This window comes from Parablastomonas sp. CN1-191 (assembly GCF_049354825.1).
In the GTDB taxonomy this organism is placed as follows: domain Bacteria; phylum Pseudomonadota; class Alphaproteobacteria; order Sphingomonadales; family Sphingomonadaceae; genus Novosphingobium.
In genome coordinates, this window is the sequence record NZ_CP186480.1 from 1,676,702 (window position 1) to 1,697,491 (window position 20,790).

Here is a 20,790-nt window from a genome sequence, read left to right on the forward strand (position 1 = left end):
TCCGCGCTGCCCTCAGACATGATAGGCACGCCCCTACCCTGGTCGTGACAGCCAACCGACGGTGGAACCATTAATGGGAGATAGTCAGCGGGCGGGTTTGCGAGCCGTGCCGCGCTTATTCCCGGAAGCCGAGCGGCGGAACGCCGGCGAGCCCCCAGACGTCTCCCTTGTGCTCCGGCCCCCAGATCCGTGTCTCGACCGGCGCGTCGGCGTCGAACAGCTCCATCTCGCCGTAATATTCGATATAGTTGCCGGCGGGATCGGTATAATAGCTGAACACGTTGTTCCCGGGGCCATGGCGCCCCACGCCCCATGCGCACTCGACCTCCAGCCCGCGCAGCCGGGCGAAATTGCGCATGACGTTGTCGAGCGACCCCACGTCGAAGGCGATGTGCTGGAGACCGGTCTTCCCCTTGGTGCTCTTCATCAGCGCAAGCGAATGGTGATCGGCATTGCAGCGCAAGAACGACATTCCGGCATTGGTGCGATCGGTGATTGCGAAGCCGAGGAGTGTGTAGAAGCGCTCGGCCGCTTCCTGCGCGGGCGTCCACAGGACGATGTGCCCGATGCGATGCGGGGCGAGGGGGAGGGCGTCGACTGCGGTGACGGTCCCCGGCCGCGGCACGACGAGCCAGACTTCGCGGCCATCCGGGTCCAGGGCCACGGCGGCGGCCGCATCGGCACGGAACATCGCTTCATCCGCGATGCGCTTGAACGAAAATCCCGCCGCTTCGAGGCGCGAGGTGATCGCATCCAGATCGTCGGGCGAGGCCACGGCGAACGCAAGATGCGCGATCTGCGAAGGGCCCTCGACGAGCAGCACGTCGTCATGGTCCTCCGCCGAACTGCGAAAGGCTTCGAATGCGCCGTCGCGCCCCTGATCGCTCAGCAGCCAGACATCGCGATAGAAGCGTTGCGCGGCGGGCAGATCGGGCACGCGGAGCGCCAAGCGGTGGATTCCCTGAATGCGCCGTTCACGCTCCTGCGCCGCCATGCCGCCTCTCCCGGATGCTCTCTATACCCGCCGCGTTCCGGCGGACCGGCACGCGGCGAACTAGGCCACGCCGCGATCACCTCTGTGCATTGCGACGGGCTGCGTATGCCGCGCCTTAATCGAATTACAGGTACATGTCCAGTTTTCATACGCTCAAAAATGGATATGTTCATCTTTTGAGGGGCATAGAGAGGCATATTTCTCCAATGAGAGGCGGCGACGAACGGCGCTAGCTTTGCCGCGCACCCACCGGTGTGCGCTTTCGCGGCGATGGCGCCGGGCCGGCACTGGCGTTCGTGCGCTCAGCGGCGCTCCGCGACGACACGAGGGCACGCGCGGGGCGCGGCGACAGGCCGACAATCTGGAGCCGGATCAGGCGGCGCAGATAGTCGATACCTTCTTCGGCAACGGGGTCGTCGCCGCCGATCCACCAGCGCGCGGTCGCCGAAAAGATCAAAAAGAAATGCTGGGCCACGACATCGGTGGTCTCCGGGGGCCGGATTTCCCCGCGGTTGATCGCATCTTCGACGATGAACTCGAGCTGCCGGGCGATGGCGCGGCGAGTGCGCGTATATTCCTCGCCATGCATCCCGCCGGTGTAATAGTTGATCTGGAGGAAGATGCGGGCGAGCCGCGGGTTGCTGGCCCAATCGCGATAGAAGGGAGTGAAGAAGGCGAGGATCCGGTCTTCGAGCGGCACATCGCGCGACCGCGTCATATCGATCCCGATCTCCATCGTGCTGACCGTGACCTCGTTGAAGACCAGCAGGGTAAGATCGCGCTTGTCGGCCGCGTAGAGCGACAGCGTGCCCAACGCGACATGCGCCTCGCGCGCGACGTCGCGCAGCGTGGTGGCGTCGTAGCCGTGCTCGGAAAAGAGCTTTAGCGCGGCGAGCCGGATCCGCTCGCGCTTTTCCGCCTTGTTACGCTCCCGAACCCGCAAGAGTCGTGCTCCTTCATTCCATATGAAGCACTCATATCACATCTTTTCTGCGGGTTTGACCATGGGAAAGTTCGGTTCGGGCCTCCCGGTCAATTGGTCTTGTGAGCCGCGGACTCGAACGACAGCACGACGCGGCGTTCGTGGATCCGCCACACCCCGTCCGCGCCGCGCCGATAGATATCATGCGCATCCGCCAGAGCGATGGGTTCGGCGGGCGACAGCTCCGGTCCGGTCGATCGGAACAGCAGGATGAAGCAGAGGCCGCGCGCCTGATTGGGGCCGTCCTCCCAGAAGCGGAAATTGGTGCAGACGTGACGGACTCGGCGATTCTTCGCCGCCGCGCGGTCGCGGCCATAGGCGTTGATCGCATCCGGCCCTTCGCAGGCGAAATTGGGCGCCAGAAAGCGGCCGTCCAGCGTGTAGAGCTCGGCCAGATCCTCCGAGCAGTTCATGTCGAGGCGATAAGCATGCTCGACGATCAGCGCCTCGAGCTCGGCGCGCAGCGCCGCATCCTTGATGGGGACCCCGATCGTCACGATACCGCCTCCGCCGGCGCGGCGGCATGATCGCCAGACAATTCGTCCCTGAGCTGGCACCAGCGGCGCCCCGCCTCGCGCGATGCTTCGACGTAATCGGCGGGAAACACGTCATAAGGCGGGCGGATCGGGCCGGGATCGCAATAGCCCGCCTGTGCCATGCGCGTCTTTTCCATCTGGGTGTTGTAGCTGGCGAACAGCTCGGGATTGCCGAGCATGGGGGCAAGCGGCGCGTTGCTCCAGGCGATACGCTCGTCGAGATATGCCGTCCGCTCGGCGTCGCCCGCCAGGATCGCGTCGATCAGCGCGCGCGCCGGCTCGGGCCCCATGCCGGCCGCGGTCGCCCAGCAGGACCTGGTGGTGGCCGGGGAAATTGCTTGGAATTTGGCCGCGACCATGTCGCTCGGCATGAAATGGATCCTGCCGCCGGTCGCGGCTATGTTCTCGGCAAGGTTGGTCGGCTGCGACGATTTCGCCGACGTGACTGTCGGCGCCTCCTTGGCGATCCGCGCCCAGAAATCGGTGGGGAAGGAGAAGCGGAAGGCGCGCGCGTTGGCATAGACCATCACCGCTAGATCGGGAAACGCCTGCCCGACCTCGGCATAGAAGCGAACGGCCATGTCGACCGTGCAGGGCTGCCACATCGGCAGGCCGAGCAGCGTGCCGTCCGCGCCCTGGTCGCGCGCGAAGGCGAGCCGCTTATAGGCTTCGTGACCGCCCATCGCGGTCGCCCCGACGAACAGCGGGATGCGCTTGCCGACGGTATCGGCGACGGTGGCGACGAAGCTGCGATAATCCTCGTTCGAGATCGTCGCGCATTCGCCGGTGGTGCCCAGCACGATCAGGCCGTTGGCCCCGTCGTCGATCAGTGCGCGGACCAGCCGCTCGGTCTCGTCGAGCGCCACCGTGTCGGTGGCGTCGATCGCCTGCGCGCCCGCGCGCGATGGCGTCGGGATGATCGCGTAGAGTCCGTTGAAATCCTTCGCCTGCATCAAGACTTCACTCCTCAATCCCTGACCGGTACTTGGTGCGACATGCCGATCTCGCGCCCTTCGCGCGCCGATCGCAGGATCGCCTCGCTGACTTCCATGGTTGCCCGCCCCCATGCGCCGTCGTGCAGGATCGGACGCAGCCCGGCAAAAGCATCATACATCTCGTCGATGACGCCGCTCTTGTCCGGGAACACGCGCGGCGGCGCGAGCGGATGCTCGACCGCGCCGTTCCGGCCGTAATGGGTGATGCCACGCGCCGACTGGCGTAGATCGCCGTCTGGCCCACTGACGATCGTCACGCCGAAATGGGGGTGGTTCCATTCGTTGCTGGGAGGAACCGCCAAACGTCGGTCGCCCCCGAAGCCGCCCGCCGCCTTGGCCGCGACCTCCGGTCCGGTGCCGCCAATCGCGTCCAGCGCGATGCGCGAGGCTGCGTGGCGATCGGGCCGTTTGGGCTCGCCCAGCTCGCCGATCCAGTAATGAAATTCGTCGGTGTCGAAATAATCATAGCCGCTGTAGACGAGCGACGCGGCGCTGCCGTTCTCGAACTGCAAAAACGTGACATGCGCGCCCTCGGTCGGCCGGGCGGGATCGAGCGTCCACGCCATCGAGCGCACGCTGCGCACCATGCCGCCGCCGAGCAGGCGCACAACATCGACCTGATGGGGAACCTGGTTGTAGATGATGCCGCCGCCCGCATCGGTGCGCAGCTCCTCGGGGCGGCGCGGACGGTAGAGGAAGTTGCCGTAGTTCCACGAATTAATCATCGAGACCGGGCCGATCACGCCGTCGCGGATCAGCGCCCGCATCTTGAGAATGGGCGCGTCGAAGCCGTGGGTGTGGCCGACCAGCAGGTGAACGCCGTTCACCTCGGCGATGGCGATGATGTCGCCGCATTCCTCCAGCGTCAGCGCCATCGGCTTTTCGATGATGATGTGCTTGCCGGCCCGCGCCGCCAGCGCGGCGTGATCGCGGTGCATCTGATGGGGCGTGGCGATATAGACCACGTCCACCGCCGGATCGCCGCACAGCGCCTCGGCCGTGGCATAGGTGCGCGCGCCGAACTCGGCGGCGAAGGCGCGCCTCGCCTCCTCGCGGGGGTCCGCGGCAGCACTGATCGTCACGTGCGGGTGGCTGAGAAAGCTCGGCACCATCTGCCTGGCGGCACCGCCCAAGCCGATGATCCCCAGCCGCATCGCCGGCAACGCCCGATCGGTCACAGGCGGATTCCGGCGCTGGCATGGACATCGACCGCGAACAGTTCTTCCACGGCGACGCGGCGCGGGGCCAGCCCCTGTTCGTGGAGGAAGCCGCACAACGCCTCGATCGTCGGCCGGTTCGGCTCGACGCCATAGGGCCAGAAATCGTCGCCGAAGGTGTCGCGGATCGAGCGGACATACTGGCCGATCCAAGGCAGCGATATCGGCAGCGGTTCGTCGATCGTCAGGTCGGCCAGGCAGTTCGCCTTGCTCTGCTCGAACGCCTCCTGGAGGCTGACCGCGACCCAGGGATCGCGTTCCCACACGTCACGGCGGATCACGACGGTGTGCATGATCGGAAAGATGCGGGTTTTCGTGAAATAAGCGCGCTCGACGCTGGCCACGTCGGGGAAGAGATAGCCGATCCGCGGATCCCCGGCGAGCAGCGCCGGCGGCACCTGCGGTGCGATCAGCGCGTCGATCGCGCTATCCGCGAGCATGTCGTTCAGCGCGCGCTGCTCCTCATGCTCAATCGTCACGCCGTCGATCCGTACCTCGGTCAGCGGGCGGCGACCCGCGGCCTTGAGGCCGCCGGTCACCCAATGGATGTCGCCCGGCTGGACCCCATATTCGTGCATCAGCACGGCGCGCGCCCAGACGGCGGCGGTCATCGAATATTCGGGGACGCCCACGCGCCGCCCTTTCAGATCGACAGGCGCGGCGATGCCGGCGGCTGCGTTGACGTAGATCGCGCCGTGGCGGAACGTGCGTGACGGAAACACCGGGATCGCAACGAACGGCGCGTCGCCCCGCGCGACGCGTAGGATATAGGTCGAGAACGACATCTCGCCGCAGGCGAACTCGCCTCGCAGCACGCGGTTGAACGCCTGCACCGGCGACATCGGCAGGAAGTGCAGGTCGATCCCCTCGGGCACCACGGTGCCGTGGTAGAGATCGCGGACGCGGTCCGAGAGGTGGCCCGCATAGCTGAGCGAGAGCCGTCCCACGCGCCGCCTCAGAGAAAGATCGAGAGCGATTCGAGGCCGAGCACCGCGGCATCGAGGATAGCGGTGCGCTTGACGAGCCGGGATCCGCCCTGGCCGATCCGAAGCGTGTCGAACCGCTCGGCCGTGAGGATCTGCGGGTGGGACATATCGCCCCGGTGGCAGAACACCACCAGGTTGTTGCGCACCGTCACAAGCGCTGCGTCGCCGCCGTGCGGTGCGACGCGAATATTGGAGACCATGCGCCGCGTCCGCGTCGCCGGGCTTTCGGACCAGGCATAGCGCGAGCGAAGCCGCTTCACGCGCATCCCGATCGACGCATAATCCTCCTTCAGATAAAAGGCGGTGCCGCTGATCCCCGTGCCGTCCCAATTCTCACGCGCGGTGCGCACCGGCGCTTCATAATCGATCGCGAGATCGAGCAGATCGAACCATTCGGCGAAGCGGCGATCGTCGAGATATTCGGCCTCCTGCTTCAGAAACTCCTCGCAGGCGCGCTGCATGTCGATACCGCCCGACGCGGAACCGGCGGAAAGGATCGCCGCGTCAGTCATGGTCGCCGATCTCGACCGTGGTGTTGGTGATGCGCTCGTACCAGGTCTTGTGGAAGGTGCGCAGGCCGCCCTCGCCCGCATTGGTCGAGTTGGCGACGCCCGGGCCCACCCAGTCGGTCAGCGGCTTGCTGCTGCTCATGTCCCCCAATCCCATCTGATAGTTGAAGCGCACCTTGTTCAGCTCGGCGAAGACGGTGCCGGCCGTGCGGGTGACGCCCGGCCACACCGCGACATCGTCCTGCTCGAAGCTGCCCGAGGGGCTGAAGCTGCTCATCCCCACCTGATAGGCGCGGCGCTTATAGTCGGCGGATGCCTCCTTCGGCGCCAGCACCCAATTCCAGATCTCCATCTGGCCCGGCCCCTTGGGCTGCCAGACGCGCAACGTGAGGAATCCCGCCTGCGGCTTTTCCGGGCTGTCGCTCAGGCCGATATGGAGGAACGAGAAATTGGGGAACAGAGTACCGTTCTGGAGCAGCGAGCGCTTGGCCAGATCGAACTGGTCCTGGTTGAGCACGCCGGGATGGAAATGGCGGGTCACTTCCTCCGGATAGGAGATGAAGGGCGCTTCGCCGGGAAGCTGGCGAATGCTGATCGCGTGGCCGCTGCAATCGTGGATGTGGAGACCGGTTCCCTCCTTGGGTGCCCCGGCGGCGGCGCTTTCGATGATGCCCGCGTCCAGCACGGAACGGTGGGTCATCTGCGTGTGCGAGCTGTCGCCGCAGAAATTCTCCGCGCCCTGCTTCCAGTTGGCATCGACCAGCCAGCGGTGCGGCTCGCCCAGCACTTCCATCCCGCCCTCAGACAGGGCGAACTGGATGTCGAAATACCATTTATAGTCGCCAAGATATTCCTCGAATGGTACCGCGTCCGGATCGAGATTGGCGAAGATCAGCCCCATGTAATTGACCACATGAGGGGCGGCGAAGAGGCCCCACTCCTTGAGGTCGAGCGCGCCATAGCCTTGGGCGCGCACCGGCACGCCGATCAGCTCCCCGCTGTTGCGATACGCCCAGCCATGGAAGGGGCAGACGAAGCCCTTAGTATTGCCGGCCTGCACCCGGCACACCTGCGCGCCGCGGTGGCGGCAGGCGTTGAGCAGCACGCGCAACTCGTCCTTGTCGTCGCGGATCAGGATGAAGGGGTCCTCGCCGATGTTGCGGGTGACGAAATCGCCGCGCTCGGGAATTTCGGTCTCGTGTCCGATATAGACCCAGGATTTCGCGAAGATGCGCCGCAGCTCGAGGTCATAAACGTCGCGATCATGGAAGACCGCCGCAGGCAGCAGTCCCTGGCGCAGATCGTCCACCATGTCTTCGATCGAAGCGGGAACGGCTAAGGCTTGCTCGGTCACACTGTCCTCTCCATCGACGGCCTTGACGCCGGGCGTGTCATAAATGGACGCGTCACAGAGCCGACCTCAGCCGACAGCCTAGCCGCCTCACTTCTAAATGGACATGTCCATTAAATTGGCCGATGTCAAGGCGGATATGCGAGAGGATGGCCCGGCTTTCGAACCCATTCAGGCATCCGCGGCGATCGCGGACGTGGATTCGGGGCGCGAACGAGGATGACGGCGCCATGGGACGAGGACCGGATTTGAGCGACGACGACTGCATCGGCGCCGGCAATGGGCTGGCGAAATCTTCGCGTGGCACGGTCGCCAGCCTGGCAGCGACGATCTTCTTGTCCTCGCTGGGCGGCAGCGTCTCGAACGTCGGCCTGCCGACGCTGTCGAGCGCGTTCCGGATTAGCTTTCCACAGGCGCAGTGGATCGTGCTTGCCTATTTCCTGGCGGTCATCAGCCTGATCGTCAATGCCGGCCGGCTCGCGGACAGCGTGAGCCGACAGCGGTTGCTGCTCGCCGGGCTGTTGCTGTTCGGCTTGGCCTCGATCGGCGCTGGCGCGGCGTCGAGCTTCTGGTTCCTGATCGCCGCGCGGACGTTGCAGGGCATGGGCGGCGCGATCATGCTGGTGCTGGCGATCGCGCTCGTCTGCGACACGGTGTCGCCGGCGCGGCTCGGCGGCGCGCTGGGCCTGCTGGGCGCGATGTCCGGCCTGGGGACCGCCGCCGGCCCGTCGTTGGGCGGGCTGCTGATCGCAGGCTTCGGCTGGCGGGCGCTGTTCCTCGTCAACGTGCCGATCTGCATAGCGATCGCCTGGATGGTCCATCGCACGGTGCCGCGAAGGCGCCACGCCACGGCGGCGCCGTGGCGGCCGGACTGGGTCGGCACCGTCATGCTCATCGTCGCGCTGTGCGCCTATTGCTACGCGGCCACGCCCGAGAGCGGCCGCTTCGCCGCTGGAAATCTGGTCGCGCTGGCGCTCGCCATGGCGGGCGCGGCGGGGTTCGTGCTGGTCGAGCGCCGCGCCGCCGATCCGCTGCTGCGGCTGGAGATGCTCCGCGATCCGTCCCTGTGCGGCAATCTGGGCATGAGCGTGATCGGATCGACGGTCATCATGGCTACGCTGGTCGTCGGCCCGTTCTACCTGGTCGACGGGCTGAAGATGACACCCGCCCAGGCGGGGCTGGCGCTTTCGGTCGGGCCGGTCACCTCGGCGGTCGGGGGCGTACCGATCGGGCGGCTGGTCGACCGGCTCGGCATCGTCCCGATGAGCATTGCCGGGCTGGCGATCATGGCGGCGGGAGCGGCGGGGCTGGCCGTCGGCGAGGGGATCGTCGGCCTGCCGCGCTTCATCGGCTCGCTGATCGTGGTGATGGGTGGCTATGGCGTGTTTCAGATCGCAAACAATGCCGCGGTGATGGCGAAATCCTCGCCTGCGACGCGCGGCACCTTCGCCGGACTTATGAATCTGTCGCGCAATATCGGACTGGTCACCGGCGCATCGGTAATGGCGTCGATCTTTTCGGCCACCGCGCACACCATGGCTGGGCAATTCCCGGACGCGCTCGCCGCAGCGCACGGGCTGAAAACCACGTTCGCGGTCGCCGCCGGCTTGGCGGCGCTGGCCGCGGCGGTCGGGCTGTCTAGCGGCGCAATCCCGCTTTTCCGCCGCCGCGAAAACCGCCGCGGCTGACGGCAAATTCCGCCGGCATCATTCGGACAGGTTGACGCAGCCGGCTAGCGCTATAGAAATGAACACGTCCATTAATCTGCGGGCGTTGGCACGCCCCAGAATACGGGAGAGACGAAAAATGAGCCGGGTGACGAGCGCGTCGCACATGTTGATCGGCGGCGATCTGGTGGCCAGCGAGAGCGGCCAATGGATCGACTCGGTCGATCCCGCGACCGAGGAGGTGATCGGGTGCATTCCCGCCGGCGATGCGCGCGACGTGGCCCGCGCGGTGGAGGCGGCGGATCGTGCGTGGGAGGCGTGGAACGGGATCGGCGTCGCCGCCCGCGCCGAGGCGCTCCGCGCATTCGGCGAGAAGATGCTGGCGCGCGCCGACGAACTGCTGGAGGTGGAGGTCCGCGACACCGGTAATACGATCGCGCCGATGCGCGGCGACGTGCGTACCGGCGTGGCGGGGATGAACTATTATGCCGGCCTTGCCTATGAGCTGAAGGGTGATACGATCCCGGCGACGCCGGGCAACCTGCACTTCACCACCCGCGAGCCTTACGGCGTGGTCGCGCGGATCGTACCGTTCAACCATCCGGTGATGTTCGCCACCGCGCGCACCGCAGCCGCGCTGATGGCCGGCAATTCGGTGGTAGTGAAGCCGCCCGAGACGAGCTCGCTCTCCGCGCTAATCCTGTCGGAGATCGCGCGCGAGGCGCTGCCCCCCGGCGTATTTAACATCGTCACCGGCACCGGCGCGGGCGCGGGCGCGCCGCTGGTGCGCCATCCCGGCGTCAAGCGGATCGCGTTCATCGGATCGGTCGAGACCGGCATGGCAATCCAGCGCATGGCGGCGGAGAGCGCGGTCAAGCACGTTACGCTGGAACTGGGCGGCAAGAACCCGCTAATCGCCTTCCCCGACGTGGACCCGGCGACCGTGATCGACGCCTCGATCGCCGGCATGAACTTTTCATGGCAGGGCCAGTCGTGCGGATCGACCAGCAGGCTGTTGCTGCACGAATCCATCCATGACGATGTCGTCGCCGGGCTTGTCGAGCGTATCCGCGCGATCAGGGTGGGGGATCCTATGGATCCCGCAAGCCAGATGGGTGCGATCAATTCGAAGGGCCAGTATGACAAGGTCCTGCGCCACATCGCCATCGCGCGCGAGGACGGCGCCCGGCTGCTCGCCGGCGGCGGCCGGCCGGAGGGGGAGCGGTTCCGCAGGGGTTTCTGGGTGCAGCCGACGCTGTTCGGCGATGTCGAGCAATCGATGCGCATCGCGCAGCAGGAGGTGTTCGGCCCGGTCCTCTCGGTGATGAAATGGTCGACGCTCGACCAGGCGATCGCGATCGCCAACGCGACCGACCTGGGCCTGACCGCGTCGATCTATGCCAACGACATCGACGACGCCTTCAGCGCCGCACGCCGCGTGCGCGCCGGCTATGTGTGGATAAACAGCGTCGGGCCGCATTACCCCGCCATGCCCTATGGCGGGATGAAGAACAGCGGCACCGGGCGCGAGGAAGGCATTGAGGAGATGCTGAGCTACACCGAGCAGAAGGCCTACAACCTGGCCGTGCGCAAATAACGCGCGGCCGGGGGGGCGGTTCGGCGGCCCGCAGCGGTAGGCGATGACGTCCCGGAACGCCCGCCGAACAAGAAGAGATGCGATCTATGGGCACATTCATAATTCTGCGCAGATCAACGCATGGACGCATGGCGCAACCACCACAGCGAGGCAGGGATCGTCTCCCGCGCGTCCACGCGTCGTGACACCCATAGCGGCAGACCGGCGCCTCGGACACGGCGCAAGGAGTGAGAGATGCTTGATACCGCGACGATGACTTCGGCGGGTCCCGTCCAGCAACGGCTCGACGAGGGCGGGCTGCGCGCGATCCAAATCCGCGTTTTCGTGCTCTGTACCCTGGTCACGATGCTCGACGGCATCGACAACCAGTCGATCGGCGTCATCGCACCGCTGATGAGCAGGGACCTGGGGCTGGACAAGACCGCGCTCGGCTCGATCTTCTCGGTCACTCAGATAGGCGCGACGATCGGCGCGCTCCTGTTCGGGGTCGTCGGCGACCGCTTCGGCCGCAAGCTGGCCATCATATTTTGCGTGTCGATGATGACGGTGTTCACGCTGCTCACCGCGATCGTCCCGACCTTCGAGCTGCTGATAATCAGCCGATTCTTCGCCGGCTTGGGCCTGGCGGGCGTGTTCTCCTCCGCGTTGGCGCTCACGTCGGAGTTCGCGCCCAGCCGGCTGCGCGGCACGATGGTGTCGATCGTCTATGCCGGCTATCCGGCCGGGGCGGCGCTGGGCGGCATCATGTCCGCCGCGATCCTGACGACGCACGATTGGCGCGCGGTGCTCTTTATCGCGGCGTCGATCGGCCTCGTCATCCTGATCCTGCTGATCGGCTGGCTGCCCGAATCGATCCGCTACCTGGTCGCCAAGGGTGGTCGGGCCAGGGCGCTCGACCGACTGTTGAGTCAGCTCGGCCTCGGTCAGGCGAGCCTGGCGGAACCGGCAAACAATGCCGCACCGCCTGCGCCAGAGATCGCAGGCGGGTTCTGGTCGGTGTTCCGCAATGGCCTGGGGCCGCTCACGCTGCTGCTCTGCGTCGTCAACCTGTTCATCTCGGCCACCACAAAGATCATGGTCGTGTGGTTCCCTACGATCCTGACCGAGCACGGTTTCACCGTCTCCCATGCCGCATTGGCCCAGGCGGCGTTCAACATCGGGTGCCTGGCCATCATGATGATCGCGGGCTGGCTGGTGGACCGCTTCGGCCCGCTCCGCGTCGTCGCCCCGGCGCTGGCGCTGGGTGGGTTGTGCGTCGCGGCGCTGGGCGCGGCCGGCACCAGCCTGACGCTGGTTATGATCGACGCGGCGCTGATCGGCGTCTTCATCGGCACCGGCGCGGCGGGCGCTCAGGCAATGGCCGCGCGCCTGTTCCCGGTATCCGTCCGGTCGACCGGGATCGGCTGGTGCACCTCCTCGGCGCGCTTCGGCCAAGTGCTATCGCCGATGGTTGTCGCCATCGTACTCTCGGGCGGCACCAACATCGCCTATGTCTATGCTGGCCTCGCCTTCGCGCCCTGGCTCGCCGCGGCCTTCGCGGTCGCCTTTGTACTGGTGGCACGCAATGAGAGGCGCAAGGGGTTCTGATCCCATCTTATTCGATGGCGTAAGCTCTGCCCTTCGCGTTCTCTTAGCTGATCGAAGGTTCGATTTGGACAGATGACGTGACGCCGAGGCGGGTGGCATCAGTCCAAAAGCGGCCCCTCCGCAGAGTGGATATTGAGCAATCGAGATTTCCCGATAACTCGAGTACCCATCTCTGTCTTCTACGGGGCGCCACCCCTGAGCAGAAGAGGGCATCGCCGATAGGACCTGCTTGGGGTCGGCGCAGGCGGAAAGTTCGAGCGACTTGATCGGTCCGATAAGCCGAGTTCGTCGATCAGCCGCAGTCGTCGCGATCTGGTCGCGGTAGGGGTACGCCGCCGCCGGAAAACTCCGCTCGACCGCCTGTTGCAACAGCTATGCAAGCGCTGCCTGTGCGGATCGCCCCTCGACTATCTCCCTTGCGATTATCGATAGCTGAGCTTGCCAAGATCGAGCGCGCCCGCACTTACGTCCAATTCGGACAACAGCAGTCGGTTGCTTGGAACATCGTGAACGGCCGTTATGTCTCAACCTGACCATTTCCCCGTCGCTTGAACGGACGGCAGCTTTTAGGATCAACTAGGCGGGTTCGAAACGACCGGTATTAGGGCGCAAAGCAGCCTATTCCGGACAACCCGTTCAAGCAGATCAGCGCGTAGGTACGCGCGCCTGAACCCTTCCTGCCTGGTCGATGAGGACGATGCAGCGGATGTCCGCAATTACGGCGGTGAGGTCTTCCGTTATCTCCTTGGGCAAGTCGATACGCGCCGGGCCCCATTGTTTTGTTGCTCGCGCAACGTAGGGTTGTTTGGGCACGATCACCGCCGCAGCTCGAATGTTTTCGCGCCAGCTTGGCGCCAGCATGGGATCGACGGCAACTTCCGCTACAACGTTTGACTCGTGCGACACCCAAGGGCGATCAGCGCGGAAGAGATCCTCACTGCCGACAGCGGTTCGCTCCAACACTCCAACTGTCTCTCGCCTAACTTTGTTGACGGTGACCTTCGCTCCATAGGCATTAGCCGCGGGATACGATCCCGTGATGGTTTCTACAGAGCGTACGACGAAATCGACAAATCCAGGGCTGCCCATCGGTCGTGGCCAAGGGGGATTTGGTCCATCGTAAAAGGCGTCCCAGGAGGCGTTTTTGTTGTCGAGAGCGTAGGATTCGATTTTAAACCTGCCCACGTCGGCATCATAGGTGATGTACTTCGTGTCGATCGGCAGTGACACGAACGCCGACGCCGGCGCCGCAGCGCCAGCCGCCTTCAGTCTGGCCTCATATTGAGCAGTCGTCTCAAACTCACCGCGCGGCTGGGTGTTCGCACCTAAGCCGGAGATCAGTTGGTCTATTTGGATGGGTGACACGCGCTGACCCACGGAGGTCTGGCAAACCTGGTCCTGAGCAGCCGGGGATAGTGCCGGTTCGGGAGCTGGCCCATCTGCATGAAGCGGCGCCGCAAGCATCCCGACTAACGCAATCACACGAGAAAATTCCTTCATCGCCGGTCCTTCTGTCGACTAACAGTGACGGACCATGCTTGCCCGCGGGCTTAGATCAAGTTCTTTCTGTCACTCATAGTCTGTAGACTGGACGACTACATTACCGCGAGCGTCGGTGCGTGGACGTTCGGCATCGCCTCGCCAATAATCTGCGCGCGCTCCGCACCGAGCGAGGACTCTCGCAGGAGGCGTTCGCGTTCGAGGTCGGGCTCCATCGGACCTACGTCAGCGATCTTGAGCGCGGCGCTCGCAATCCGACTGTCGTCGTGGTCGAGCGGATCGCGGTCGCGCTAGGTGTAACCCTGGGCCGGCTACTCGATAGCTGACTCATTCGTCCGGCTCTCGGTCGCCGGAGGGTATAAGCGCTGCGAGCAGACCGGCTAATGCCTTAGTCTCGCTAGCTAACTCATCTATCTGCTGGGCATAGCGCCTCAATTGTTGGGCGCTGTGTCGTCCCTGACCCTCGACCGCGATAGTCGCCGCATCTTCCAGCTTGGCGGTCAGCAGCCCGAATGCCTCAGATATCCGCTCGCGGCGATGTTGCCCGTCCTCGTCTTCGTTCATTTTCACCTCGCGATGGACACGAAGCGGGAAGATCATGGCGAAGTCTATCTGCAGCTTTTTAAGGTCCGAGAGCGGGTTCGCAGCGGGCCGCACAATCCATTCGACTTCCCGTCGCGATCGAGCATTGTCGCCAAGCGAGTCGGACGACATGTTCCGGCTACCCGGAGGCAATGGCTGCCTGACCGGGCCTGGAGTGGTGGAACAGCGATGTGCTGCTTCACGCCTCAGGAGCCAACACCATGCCAGCCTCGAACAATGCCAAACCCGGCGTAAAACGTCGCCGCCGGATGGCTCGCGAGCCCGAACAGCTCGATAGCATGCATACGGACCAATCCAGTGATGCTGGAGCGCCCCCGCCCGATGCTTTGCGGCCGCGGGACCTTACGAAAATCTGTATGGTCCTAGCCTTGCTGAGCCGCAGCGAAGGCGCCACGCTTGACCAGATGATGGAGGCCACCGGCTGGCTGCGGCACACGACGCGAGCCGCGCTGACGGGGCTGAAGAAGAAGGGCCACGATCTGAGCAGCACGAAAGTGGAGGACGTGCGGACCTATCGCATCGCTGCAAAGGCTGAGGATACGGAGTCGTCCAGCGGCGGATCTGCAAAGGCTGAGTCATGACAGCCGAACAGCGCGTCGCTGCCATCGGGGCGATGTCGGCGGCCCAAAAGAAGGCCGAATGGCACCGCCGCACTGGCACACGCGCGCCGGCCGCATTCGGCTCGGGCCTTCTGGCCCGGGCCCTGGCGCACGATGTGCAGCTTAAAGCGCTGGGCGGCGGCCTGACCAAGACTGAGCTGAAGCGCCTTGCTCAGCTTGCGCGGAAGGATGAACGGGTGCGCGAGGGCGCAGCAGCCGGGCCAGTCAAACCCGGCACCTGGCTGTCTCGGACCTGGCACGGGGAAGTGCACCAGGTGGTCGTCCTCGAGGGCGCCTATGAATACCGCGGCCACCGCTATCGTTCGCTGTCCGAGATCGCCCGGCATATAACCGGGACGCAGTGGTCCGGCCCGCGCTTTTTCGGACTTCATAGCCCGCGCCTCGGCAAGCTGGCTGTCGGCCGCGATGGCTAGCCCATCCGCGTCGCCGCGTCGGCGCTGCGCCGTTTATACTCGCAAGAGCACCGAAGAGGGCCTCGAGAAGACATTCAACAGCCTCGACGCTCAGCGCGAGGCCTGCGCCGCCTATGTCCTATCGCAGCGCCATGAGGGCTGGACCCTGCTTCCCGATGTCTACGACGATGGCGGGTTCACAGGCGGCAATATGGACCGGCCCGGGCTGAAGCAGCTGATGGCTGACGTGAAGGCCGGACGGGTCGATGTCGTGGTCGTTTATAAGGTCGATCGCTTGACCCGCAGCTTGGCGGACTTCGCCAAGATCGTTGAGGTCCTCGACACCGCTGGCGCTTCGTTTGTCAGTGTCACCCAGGCATTCAACACCACCAGTTCGATGGGCCGCTTGACGCTCAATGTCCTGCTCTCGTTCGCTCAGTTTGAGCGGGAGGTCATCTCCGAGCGTGTTCGCGACAAGGTAGCAGCGTCCAAAGCCAAAGGCATGTGGATGGGTGGGCCGGTCCCGCTGGGCTACTGTATTGAGGATCGCAAACTCATCGTCGTACCCGAAGAGGCCGCGCGAGTTCGCGATATCATGCAACGCTATTTGCGGGCGAATAACATCTTTGACCTGCTGGAAGAGCTGCACCGCGACTGCGTAGTGAGTAAGCAGATGCGACTGCGCGATGGGTCGATCCGTGGCGGCACCCCGTTCCGCCGCGGCGCGCTTTACCATCTACTCTCCAACCGAATTTACCTCGGGCTCACCGTTCACCGCGGCACAGCGTACCCTGGGCAGCATGCCCCAATCGTCGATCCTGAGCTGTTCGACGCTGTTCAAAAGAAGCTCGCCGAGCGGACCAACCCGCGTACGTCTGTCAAATCCCGGCGTAGCGTCGCCCTTCTCGCCGGCATGATACACGACGGCCATGGCCGCCCGATGTCACCCTATCACACTCGCAACCACGGCCGGCGCTACAGCTACTACGCATCGAACCCGGGCGACGGCTCTAAGGACCCAGCGCTCCGTCTGCCAGCGGGCGAGCTGGACTCGACCACCCGAAACGCCCTCGTCAGATTGCTTGGCGATGCCGCATCGCTGCGTTGCCACTGCGGGGATCTGGAGCCTTCGAAGCTTTTTGCATTGGTCGACTTTTGCGCTGACCTCGCCGAGCGTTTCCGCACCATGCCGGTCGGCGAAGCCCGGCACTTGTTGGGCCAGCTGTGCTTGCGAGTGGTCGTGAGAAAGAATGGCGTGGATGCGACCATCGCCTCCGGGGCGCTGCTCGAACTCGCCGAGATCGAGACATCCCATGACGCACCCATCCTGCTTATTATTCCCACAACATCCACGTCATTTGGACACGAGCTTCGGCTTCGACTCGATCCTCCAGCAACGAGTACAACTCCCCGCGACATGCGGCTGGTTGAACTGATTGCTCGCGGGGTCGCGGCGCGCGGCGAGCTGATCAGCATGACGGAGGGAGAGTTGGGCCAGCTGAGCAAGACTCAGTATCGGCATCTCGAGCGGACCGCCCGGCTCGCCTACCTCGACCCCGATATCGTTCGATCGATTGTTGACGGGCGCCAGCCCTCATCACTCAATGCCCGCACGCTTGCGCGGCTCGGATCGCTGCCGCTCGGCTGGGCCGAACAGCGCGCGATGCTGGGGTTTGCCGCCAACTAGCTCTCAAACGGTTTGTAGGACGCATTTTCGGACGCGGAGAATCTCGGTCAATTTCGCCGAGACGCCGGACGCCAATCCGTCTCTGCGGCACACGGTCGCCATAATTGGGCCTGCCAAAGGCGCAGAAATCCGCGCCTTTCCGGTCCCGTGTTATCGGTTGCTCGGGGCGCCGGACATTTTCCGGACTGCGTGGTGAGCCCTGCTGGGTTCGAACCAGCGACCTACTGATTAAAAGTCAGTTGCTCTACCGACTGAGCTAAGGGCCCCACCGCGCGCAGCCCTAGGTCAGGCCTGGGCGCACGGTCAAGCGGCGCGGGCGGAAAGCTGGCGCAGCGTCAAGCCGGTAATCGGATCGCGCCAGCGCGGCGCGATCGCGCTGGCCGGCCCCAGGACGAAGCGGCGCTGGCGGAACGCGACGTGCGGGATGGTGAGGTTGCGGTCATGCCATGCGCCGCGCTCCCACAGCACGATGTCGAGGTCGAGTGTCCGCGCGGACCAGCGCTGGCCGCCGCGGCGGCGGCCGAAGCGGGTCTCGATCGACTTGAGCAGGTCGAGCAGGTCGGTCGGCGCCAGGCCGGTGCGCACGATCGCGGCGGAATTGGCATAGCGCCGCCGCGAGGGCCCGATCGGCGCGCTCGACATCGTGGCTGCAACCGATTCAATCTCGATCCCCGCGCCGCGCAATTCGTCGAGCGCGGCGATTAGGACCTTTGCCGGCGCTCCGAACCGGCAGTGCCGTCGGTTCGAGCCAAGCGCGATCAGATAGCGCTCCACCCGCTTAGACGTCCTGGCAGATCCGGCCGTATAGCTGCGGTCGGCGATCGCGGAAAAAACCCATCCCAGCGCGGTGTTTCGCGGCGCGCGCCAGGTCGAGCCGCTGGACCAGCACGCCGCTGTCCTCGCCGCCGAATTCGGCCAGGTAATCGCCCCATTCGTCGGTGATGAAGCTGTGGCCGTAGAAGCGCTGCGCGCCGCCGCCGTGCTCGGCTTCGCTGCCGATACGGTTGGCGGCCACCACCGGCATGCAGTTCGACACCGCGTGGCCCAGCATCGCACGGCGCCACATCCGGCTGGTGTCGAGATCGGCGTCGTAAGGCTCGGTCCCGATCGCGGTGGGGTAGAACAGCGCTTCGGCGCCCATCAGCGCCATCACGCGTGCCGCTTCGGGATACCACTGGTCCCAGCAGATCCCCACGCCGATCCGGGTTCCGAACACGTCCCAGACCTTGAAGCCGTCGTTGCCGGGGCGGAAATAGTACTTTTCCTCGTACCCCGGCCCGTCGGGGATGTGGCTCTTGCGGTACGTGCCCATGATCGCGCCGTCGGGCCCGATCATCGCCAGGGTGTTGTAATAGTGGTGGCCGTCGCGCTCGAAGAAGCTGGTCGGAATCGCCACGCCCAGCCCCTTCGCCAATCCCTGCATCGCGACGACCGAGGGATGTTCACCAACCGGCCGTGCCAGCGCGAACAGGGCCTCGTCCTCGGTCTTGCAGAAATAGGGGCCGGAGAAGAGCTCGGGCGGCAGGATCACTTGCGCACCCTGCCTGGCGGCCTGCTCGACGAGAACCGATACCGCGTCGATATTGACGCTCTCGGTCTCATCTCCCAGCGCAAGCTGGAGCGCGGCGACGGTAAGCTGGCTCATGCGCGGCGGATTACTTGGGCCGCGGCGCGAAGTCTACCGGCGGCGCGATGCGCGCGGGGTGACAGCGGCGCCCCGCGTACCCATATGAAGGGCGAGCGCACCACAACGAAAGAATTTCATGGCACAGGCAATTTTCGCGGGCGGCTGCTTCTGGTGCACCGAGGCGGTGTTCAAGGACGTGATCGGCGTCAGCCAGGTCGAAAGCGGCTACATCGGCGGCACGACCGAGAACCCGACCTACAAGGCGGTCTGCACGGGCAGCACCGGACACGCCGAGGCGATCCGCGTGACTTTCGACGAGGTTACGATTTCTTACGCCGAGCTTGCCGACGTGTTCATGGGCACGCACGATCCCTCGCAGCTCAACCGCCAGGGCGGCGACATCGGCACCCAGTACCGCAGCGCGATCTTCCCGATCGACGACGCGCAGCGCGCCGAGGCCGCAGCCGCGATTGCCCGCTGGGACGCCGAGCATCCGACCAGCAAGGCCGTCACCACCATCGAGGGGCCGGCGCACTGGTACCCGGCCGAGGATTACCACCAGGAATACTGGGAAGGCGAAGGCCAGCGGAACCCGTACTGCCTCGCGGTGATCCCGCCAAAGCTGATGAAGCTGCGCAAGAGTTTCCAGGCCAAAGTGAAGGCTTAGGCGCGGCGGCGGGCGACGAAGAAGCCGTCCAGCCCGCCCGCTTCGGCCAGCATCGCCGGATCGGTGCGGAGCGTGCCGTCGGCACTGGGCGCCAGCCCGGCGGGCAATTCGTCGGCGGCGACCGGCTCGGCCGCAAGCGGCAGCGGCTGGCCTTCGCCTTCGGCCGTTTCGAGCGAGCAGACCGCGTAGATCAGCCGACCGCCCGGCTTGAGCCAGGTCGCCGCGCGCGCCAGCAGACTGGCCTGGAGCACGGCGAGCTCGGCGATCTGGGCGGCGTTGACGCGGTGAAGTACGTCGGGGTGGCGCCGCGCGGTGCCCGTCGCGCTGCACGGCGCGTCAAGCAGAACGGCGTCAAACTTGTCCTCCGGCGCCCAGGTCAGCGCGTCGGCGGTGACGATTTCGGCGGTGAGCTTGGTCCGCTCGAGGTTGGCGCGGACGCGGTCAAGCCGCTTGGCGCTGAGATCGAGCGAGGTCACCGCCCAGCCGGCGGCGGCGAGTTGCAGCGTCTTGCCGCCCGGCGCCGAGCAGAGATCGAGCGCGCGGCGGTCCTCACCCTGGCCAAGCAGCCTTGCGGGCAGACTGGCGGCGAGGTCCTGGACCCACCACGCGCCCTCGTCGAACCCGTCCAGGCTTTCGACCGCCGAGCCGCGCGGCAGGCGGACGTGGCCGGGCATCAGCGAGGTGCCGCCCAGCCGCTCGGCCCATTCATCGGTCGCGGCGGGATCGCGCAGCGTCAGGTCGAGCGGTGGCGGCACCGCCAGCGCGGCGGCGATAGTAGGGGCACGTTCGCCCCAGCGCGCGGCCACCTCGGGCGGGAGCGTCGGTGCTGCGGGCAAGGTCGCGCCTTGGCGCACCAGCGTGCCGAATACGCCGTGCGCCAGTTTGCGCGGCCCCCCTTCGAGCAGTGGGAGCGCGGTGGCGATCACCGCGTGCGGCGGGGTATTGAGCCGCAGCCAGCCCGCCAGCATCAGCCGCAGCACGTTGCGCGCCTTGGCATCGGGGGAGAGCGGCATCCTGGTGGCGCTGTCGATCAGGGCGTCGAGGTCGGTCAGCCAGCGCAGCGCCTCGCTGGCCAGGGCCAGCGCCAGCGCGCGGTCGGGCGGAGCCAGGCCATAGGCGGCCGCGCCCAGCGATTGCTCGAGCGTTTCGCCGCGGCGCAGCACCGCGTCGAGCAGGCGCAGCGCGGCGCGGCGGGCGGCCAATCCCGCGACCGGTCCGGAAATGTCGTCGTTCATCGTCCGGGCCCTAGTCGCGATTGCATTGCCCCGCCAGC

21 protein-coding genes and 1 tRNA gene are annotated in these 20,790 nt (G+C 65.7%); 8 read left to right on the forward strand and 14 right to left on the reverse strand.

The window, feature by feature from the left end:
- Window positions 1-115 precede the first annotated feature (115 nt).
- The 8 genes from ACOYW6_RS08295 to ACOYW6_RS08330 all read right to left on the reverse strand — a co-directional run bounded on the left by ACOYW6_RS08295 (window position 116) and on the right by ACOYW6_RS08330 (window position 7,573).
- Window positions 116-994 carry a VOC family protein gene (locus ACOYW6_RS08295; RefSeq protein WP_423140861.1) on the reverse strand — a complete coding sequence of 293 codons (879 nt, stop codon included), beginning with the start codon at window positions 992-994 and terminating at the stop codon, window positions 116-118.
- A gap of 229 nt (window positions 995-1,223) precedes the next feature.
- Window positions 1,224-1,937 carry a TetR/AcrR family transcriptional regulator gene (locus ACOYW6_RS08300; protein WP_423140862.1) on the reverse strand — a complete coding sequence of 238 codons (714 nt, stop codon included), beginning with the start codon at window positions 1,935-1,937 and terminating at the stop codon, window positions 1,224-1,226.
- Window positions 1,938-2,026: 89 nt separating this feature from the next.
- Entirely contained in the window at window positions 2,027-2,473 is a 447-nt protein-coding gene (locus ACOYW6_RS08305) for a nuclear transport factor 2 family protein (protein WP_423140863.1), read from the reverse strand.
- Window positions 2,470-3,465, reverse strand: a complete 996-nt coding sequence (locus ACOYW6_RS08310) for a dihydrodipicolinate synthase family protein (protein WP_423140864.1) — start codon at window positions 3,463-3,465, stop codon at window positions 2,470-2,472. Before ACOYW6_RS08310 ends, ACOYW6_RS08305 begins: the two co-directional genes overlap by 4 nt.
- Window positions 3,466-3,479: 14 nt before the next feature.
- Window positions 3,480-4,661, reverse strand: coding sequence for a Gfo/Idh/MocA family protein (locus ACOYW6_RS08315; RefSeq protein ID WP_423143092.1), 1,182 nt, complete (start codon window positions 4,659-4,661; stop codon window positions 3,480-3,482).
- 20 nt (window positions 4,662-4,681) lie between these two features.
- Window positions 4,682-5,671, reverse strand: a complete 990-nt coding sequence (locus ACOYW6_RS08320; RefSeq protein ID WP_423140865.1) for an ABC transporter substrate-binding protein — start codon at window positions 5,669-5,671, stop codon at window positions 4,682-4,684.
- 8 nt (window positions 5,672-5,679) lie between these two features.
- Entirely contained in the window at window positions 5,680-6,171 is a 492-nt protein-coding gene (locus ACOYW6_RS08325; RefSeq protein ID WP_423140866.1) for an aromatic-ring-hydroxylating dioxygenase subunit beta, read from the reverse strand.
- A 43-nt stretch (window positions 6,172-6,214) separates the two neighbouring features.
- Entirely contained in the window at window positions 6,215-7,573 is a 1,359-nt protein-coding gene (locus ACOYW6_RS08330) for an aromatic ring-hydroxylating oxygenase subunit alpha (RefSeq protein ID WP_423140867.1), read from the reverse strand.
- A gap of 245 nt (window positions 7,574-7,818) precedes the next feature.
- Here ACOYW6_RS08330 and ACOYW6_RS08335 point away from each other — a divergent pair, with 245 nt between their 5' ends.
- From ACOYW6_RS08335 to ACOYW6_RS08345, 3 genes are all read left to right on the forward strand, one after another.
- The gene (locus tag ACOYW6_RS08335; RefSeq protein WP_423140868.1) at window positions 7,819-9,258 is read left to right on the forward strand and encodes an MFS transporter; all 1,440 of its coding nucleotides are present in this window, start codon (window positions 7,819-7,821) and stop codon (window positions 9,256-9,258) included.
- Between the two features lie 118 nt (window positions 9,259-9,376).
- Complete coding sequence (locus ACOYW6_RS08340; RefSeq protein WP_423140869.1) at window positions 9,377-10,834, forward strand: aldehyde dehydrogenase family protein; 1,458 nt, start codon at window positions 9,377-9,379, stop codon at window positions 10,832-10,834.
- A gap of 234 nt (window positions 10,835-11,068) precedes the next feature.
- Entirely contained in the window at window positions 11,069-12,421 is a 1,353-nt protein-coding gene (locus ACOYW6_RS08345) for an MFS transporter (protein WP_423140870.1), read from the forward strand.
- Window positions 12,422-13,066: 645 nt separating this feature from the next.
- Here the strand turns inward: ACOYW6_RS08345 and ACOYW6_RS08350 are convergent.
- Window positions 13,067-13,921, reverse strand: coding sequence for a hypothetical protein (locus ACOYW6_RS08350; RefSeq protein ID WP_423140871.1), 855 nt, complete (start codon window positions 13,919-13,921; stop codon window positions 13,067-13,069).
- A 119-nt stretch (window positions 13,922-14,040) separates the two neighbouring features.
- Between ACOYW6_RS08350 and ACOYW6_RS08355 the strand changes: the two genes are divergently transcribed.
- Window positions 14,041-14,247 carry a helix-turn-helix domain-containing protein gene (locus ACOYW6_RS08355; protein WP_423140872.1) on the forward strand — a complete coding sequence of 69 codons (207 nt, stop codon included), beginning with the start codon at window positions 14,041-14,043 and terminating at the stop codon, window positions 14,245-14,247.
- A 1-nt stretch (window position 14,248) separates the two neighbouring features.
- Here the strand turns inward: ACOYW6_RS08355 and ACOYW6_RS08360 are convergent, their stop codons facing one another.
- Window positions 14,249-14,635 (reverse strand): hypothetical protein, encoded by a 387-nt coding sequence (locus tag ACOYW6_RS08360; protein ID WP_423140873.1) that lies wholly within the window; start codon window positions 14,633-14,635, stop codon window positions 14,249-14,251.
- 89 nt (window positions 14,636-14,724) lie between these two features.
- On the opposite strand from ACOYW6_RS08360, the gene ACOYW6_RS08365 reads away from it, so the two are divergent.
- From ACOYW6_RS08365 to ACOYW6_RS08375, 3 genes are read left to right on the forward strand one after another with little or no spacing between them, the layout of a single operon-like run.
- Window positions 14,725-15,105 (forward strand): DUF3489 domain-containing protein, encoded by a 381-nt coding sequence (locus ACOYW6_RS08365; protein WP_423140874.1) that lies wholly within the window; start codon window positions 14,725-14,727, stop codon window positions 15,103-15,105.
- Window positions 15,102-15,557 carry a DUF2924 domain-containing protein gene (locus ACOYW6_RS08370; RefSeq protein WP_423140875.1) on the forward strand — a complete coding sequence of 152 codons (456 nt, stop codon included), beginning with the start codon at window positions 15,102-15,104 and terminating at the stop codon, window positions 15,555-15,557. The genes ACOYW6_RS08365 and ACOYW6_RS08370 overlap by 4 nt, the downstream gene beginning before the upstream one ends.
- Window positions 15,550-17,223, forward strand: a complete 1,674-nt coding sequence (locus ACOYW6_RS08375; protein WP_423140876.1) for a recombinase family protein — start codon at window positions 15,550-15,552, stop codon at window positions 17,221-17,223. Before ACOYW6_RS08370 ends, ACOYW6_RS08375 begins: the two co-directional genes overlap by 8 nt.
- 190 nt (window positions 17,224-17,413) lie before the next feature.
- Here the strand turns inward: ACOYW6_RS08375 and ACOYW6_RS08380 are convergent.
- The 3 genes from ACOYW6_RS08380 to aguB form a co-directional block, all read right to left on the reverse strand.
- Window positions 17,414-17,489: transfer RNA gene (locus ACOYW6_RS08380), tRNA-Lys, on the reverse strand.
- A 37-nt stretch (window positions 17,490-17,526) separates the two neighbouring features.
- Window positions 17,527-17,997, reverse strand: a complete 471-nt coding sequence (gene folK / locus ACOYW6_RS08385; RefSeq protein WP_423140877.1) for a 2-amino-4-hydroxy-6-hydroxymethyldihydropteridine diphosphokinase — start codon at window positions 17,995-17,997, stop codon at window positions 17,527-17,529.
- A 4-nt stretch (window positions 17,998-18,001) separates the two neighbouring features.
- A complete protein-coding gene (aguB, locus tag ACOYW6_RS08390; RefSeq protein WP_423140878.1) occupies window positions 18,002-18,868 on the reverse strand; it encodes an N-carbamoylputrescine amidase in 867 nt (288 codons plus the stop codon).
- A 118-nt stretch (window positions 18,869-18,986) separates the two neighbouring features.
- Between aguB and msrA the strand changes: the two genes are divergently transcribed.
- On the forward strand, window positions 18,987-19,517 hold the full coding sequence (gene msrA, locus ACOYW6_RS08395) for a peptide-methionine (S)-S-oxide reductase MsrA (protein ID WP_423140879.1): 531 nt from the start codon (window positions 18,987-18,989) through the stop codon (window positions 19,515-19,517).
- On the opposite strand, the gene ACOYW6_RS08400 is transcribed toward msrA, so the two are convergent.
- Complete coding sequence (locus tag ACOYW6_RS08400) at window positions 19,514-20,752, reverse strand: RsmB/NOP family class I SAM-dependent RNA methyltransferase (protein WP_423140880.1); 1,239 nt, start codon at window positions 20,750-20,752, stop codon at window positions 19,514-19,516. The genes msrA and ACOYW6_RS08400 overlap by 4 nt on opposite strands.
- Window positions 20,753-20,790 lie beyond the last annotated feature (38 nt).